The sequence below is a fragment of the Chamaesiphon sp. VAR_69_metabat_338 genome, assembly GCF_031423935.1.
In the GTDB taxonomy this organism is placed as follows: domain Bacteria; phylum Cyanobacteriota; class Cyanobacteriia; order Cyanobacteriales; family Chamaesiphonaceae; genus Chamaesiphon.
On the sequence record NZ_JANPGM010000554.1, the window covers coordinates 1 to 4,035 of the forward strand.

A 4,035-nucleotide genomic window follows, 5' to 3' on the forward strand; every position below is an offset into this window, starting at 1 on the left:
AGCGACTGAAATCACGCGGAGGTTTCCTCCGCATGTGTTTCAGTCAAGACAAGACAGCGGGGAGCGGGGACAAGATTGTACTTCACAATTGCTGAAAAGTGCTGTAATAGTTTTAGTTTTTCAATCCTGTTATCTGAGGTGAGGCGATCGATTGACCCGAACACGGCTACTCCTCCGAAAATGTTGATGTTCGGCTGCTGACGATCGCGAGGAATTGCCATCGATCCAGCACCACTAGACAAATCTGCTAGAAACTCCTGTCATCCTATCAAAAACTCGCTGCAAAATTGGGAATAATAAGCTCATCGACATTAACAATAGCGATTGTCCCCTGCGCGGATTGACAGAAATTAGCTGTAGGCACAATCCGGTTTTGCCGATCCACCGCTTCCATTCGCTCGTGGCTAATGCTTTGAGCAGAACTAGCAACTCGATCGATAGTGGCAAGTCAAGCTATAGCTGCCACTATTGTCTCACCACAAGTCCTCTACCCAGATCGATCGTATGTCCGAACTCGACGTTAATTTACCGAGCACCCGTCAAATCCAAGGCTCGATCAAAGACAAAATCCAGGTATCGATCAAATTAGTAACTGGGGATATGTTCGCGGGCAAAATTATCTGGCAAGATCCCGACTATTTATTTTTTAGCGATACTAGCGAGCGCAAAACATTGATTTACCGCCGCGCGATCGCCTATATTCAGTACTCTTAATCGCTAGTAACTACGGTGACTTCGGGGATGGCAATGACTGGCGACAGCATCGGTATGGCAATTTCCCCCTTAGTCAGTTGCTCGAACAAGGTTTGCTCCTCTACCGAACCCACAACCAAGCAACTATCCCCCAGTAAAAACTGCGTACCGCCATTGGGATAGTCGATCTTGGTACCATCTTCGCGTTGAATGGCGACGATCGTCGCTCCAGTTAACGGACGAATGCTGGCACTAGCGATCGAATTACCCAGCAGCGGCGAAGTCAATGACAACCGATACCACCGGCGATTCATCCCCAGTGTCGCCTCCTGGATATTTTGCGGTGTCGCCCCTACCGGTCGCAATTCCATATAGTGAGAATTGCGGATCGTTGTGACTTGGCGTTGAATTTGCACTGTCGGTAAGCCAATTTTGACCAACAGATGAGCGGCCATTTCCAGACTAGCTTCAAATTCGGGCTGGACGACTTCACTGCCGCCAAGCTGATACAGCAATTCGATATCTTGGTATCGATCGGCACGCACGACGATATCTAGCTCTGGCGAGATTTCCAGGGCATGTTTGAGACACAGCCGCGTACTCATCGCATCCGGCAGCGCAATTACCATCGCCCGCGCGCGATCGAGTCCGGCTCTAGTCAGCACGGGAATACTCACGGCATTGCCATAAATATAGGGAATGCCACTATCTCGCAATCTCTGAATCGCCGCCTCTGACTGATCGACGACCACTACTGGCACATTTTGTTCGGCTAAGAGCTTGGCTAAATTTTCCCCCGTCCGCCCATAACCGCAAATGACGATCGGGGGTTCGAGGGGGACGTGTTCCGAGACTTCTAGGGGCGGTTCGCCCGGTTGGAACCAGCGATCGAGGGCGGGTACCTGCTCGATCCAGTTAAATAAACTCGGAATCAATCTGAGGATAAAGGGCGTAACTACCAACGTCACTGCCGTCGTGCCCAGCAACAGGAGATAGACTCGGCGCGATACCAGGCCCAGATTGCGTCCCTCACTAGCCAGGACAAACGAAAATTCGCCAATTTGCGCCAAACCCAACCCCGCAATCAGCGCGGTTTGGAGCGGATAGCCAAACAGCCGCACCAGCGGTGTAATAATTGCAAACTTCCCGACAAAGACGATCGATACCAATCCCAGAATCAGATCCCAGTTATCCCATAAAAACAGCGGATCGATCAGCATCCCGATCGCCGCGAAAAACAACGCCGCAAACACATCCCTAATCGGCTCTACATAGGCCAAAGTCTGGTCGGCGTACTCGGCCTCGGAAATCATCAAACCAGCGACGAAAGCCCCCATTTCGATGGACAAGCCCAAATATGCGGTACTCAGGGCGATCCCCAGACACAAGGTTACGATCCCCAACAGAAACAATTCGCGACTCTCCGTACTCGCTAGCAGTCTTAACAATCGCGGCATCACCCAGATCCCAAATGCCGTCGCACCGAGGGCAAATAAGCCAATTTTCACCGCTGCTTGCAACACCGCCATGCCGATTTCTGCTGGCGGTCGATCGAGTGCGGGTAGCACTGCCAACATGAACCCTAAAGCCAAATCCTGTACGACCAAAATCCCCAACATCACCTGTCCGTGAGGCGTCGCCGTTTCATTGGCCTCCATCAGTGATTTAAGTACTACCGCCGTCGAAGATAGCGACAGAATCGCCCCCAAAAATACGCCCTGTTGGGGCGTCGTCACCCAGCCGACACTGACAGAGATAAAAGCCGTAATTAAGATAGTCAGCACAATCTGTAAGCCGCCGCCACCCAAACTGATTTTCTGAACCTTTTTCAGCTCCGAAAACGAAAACTCTACGCCCAAGGCAAATAACAAAAACGCCGCGCCAAATTGGGCGAGAGTTTCGACCTGAATGAGTTCTTTAATCAGTCCTAGCCCCGCAGGGCCGACAATCATCCCGCCGATGATATAACCCAAGAGCGCAGGCTGTCTGGCTAATCCAGCAATAATCCCGCCCACAGCCGCCGCTGCGAGGATCGATACCAAATCTACAATCAGCCGAAAATCTTCTAACACTAGATCTCTGTAATTATAAAATTTTTAATTAACTTTATTTAAGTTAACTTCTAGGATACCGAGTTTATGGGCATCTGTGGGAACAGAACGTAGGTAACTAGATACTGGATCCTGTAAGCAAGCTAATTTGTCATCGCCAACCTTTATAATCTCGATCGCAACCCTACCCAACCACAAATTTCTATGTTCGAGTTTCCGTCTGCCAAACAAGTCGCGCTCCCCCAGCTTTGGAGATCGCCGAGATTTCGCACTTGGCGCAATCTCGGCTGTGGTGTCATGGCTTTGGCGATCGTCCTGTGCTCGCTGCAAGTCCCTGGCTTAGCCTTGGGTGTCAAATTCAGCCCCACTAGTCCCCGCTTGGGCGAAACTTTAATCTTAAATCTCACTGCCGCCTCACCGTCGGTACCCCCAGTTGTCAAAATGGGCATCAAGACTTATCCCGCTTTCGGCGTGGGTGGCGATCGCTTTCGGGCAATGATCCCGACTACCCCACTCGAAAAACCGGGCGTGCGCGAGGTGACGATCTCTACCCCTAACGATCCCAAAGCTACTGCTACTCTCAAAATCGCGATCGCCGATCGCAAATTTCCCACCCAGCGCATTAACTTCACCCCCGGAAAAGCTGGCATCGAAGCCACTCCCGAAGAACTCAAACAAGTTTTAGCATTTAAAGCAACAGTCAGTCCGATTAAATTCTGGGATGGCAAATTTATCGCCCCCAACCAAGGGAGGACTAGCTCTCCTTTTGGCGTACGCCGTTATTACAACGGTGAATTTGCGAACGATTATTACCACCGGGGCTTAGATTATGCGGGCAGCTATGGCTCGGCAGTAGTCGCGCCAGCAGCAGGTAAGGTCGTATTGATCGGCTATGAAAAGAAAGGTTTCCGCATTCACGGCAACGTCGTCGGCGTCGATCACGGCCAAGGCGTTGTTAGTATCTTCTTGCATTTGAGTAAAATTGATGTCGAAGAGGGACAAATGCTCGCCTCAGGCGATCGAATCGGGGCAGTCGGGGCTACTGGTTCGGCAGCTGGGCCACACTTGCACTGGGGACTATATGTCAACGCCGTCTCCATCGATCCGGTACAGTGGCGATCGACTGCGATCGAATAGATTCACATCTTGCACCAGTTTGAATATACTAGTGCTAACCGCAGATCCAGGGTACTCACGAGGGGCACCCCTACAGATTAATGGTGTAGGGGTGCCCGTCGAGGGTACACTGGATTTGCGGTTATCACTAGTATATTCAAACTGGTACAAGATG

The 4,035-nt window shown here is 51.0% G+C and carries 3 protein-coding genes; 2 read left to right on the forward strand and 1 reads right to left on the reverse strand.

The features are described from left to right. Positions 1-504 precede the first annotated feature (504 nt). Entirely contained in the window at positions 505-714 is a 210-nt protein-coding gene (locus RMO84_RS15270; RefSeq protein WP_310489299.1) for an Hfq-related RNA-binding protein, read from the forward strand. Here the strand turns inward: RMO84_RS15270 and RMO84_RS15275 are convergent. Continuing rightward, positions 711-2,765: a cation:proton antiporter gene (locus RMO84_RS15275; RefSeq protein ID WP_310489300.1), complete on the reverse strand. Its 2,055-nt coding sequence runs from the start codon at positions 2,763-2,765 to the stop codon at positions 711-713. The two genes, RMO84_RS15270 and RMO84_RS15275, sit on opposite strands and share 4 nt — an antisense overlap. Before the next feature lie 183 nt (positions 2,766-2,948). Between RMO84_RS15275 and RMO84_RS15280 the strand changes: the two genes are divergently transcribed. Then, positions 2,949-3,881 carry a M23 family metallopeptidase gene (locus RMO84_RS15280; protein ID WP_310489301.1) on the forward strand — a complete coding sequence of 311 codons (933 nt, stop codon included), beginning with the start codon at positions 2,949-2,951 and terminating at the stop codon, positions 3,879-3,881. The last annotated feature ends 154 nt before the right edge of the window (positions 3,882-4,035 follow it).

What these genes read in the sequence shown, in the direction of transcription:
- RMO84_RS15270 (WP_310489299.1), top strand. Translation starts at nt 505, where the DNA reads ATGTCCGAACTCGACGTTAATTTACCGAGCACCCGTCAAATCCAAGGC.
- RMO84_RS15280 (WP_310489301.1), top strand. Translation starts at nt 2,949, where the DNA reads ATGTTCGAGTTTCCGTCTGCCAAACAAGTCGCGCTCCCCCAGCTTTGG.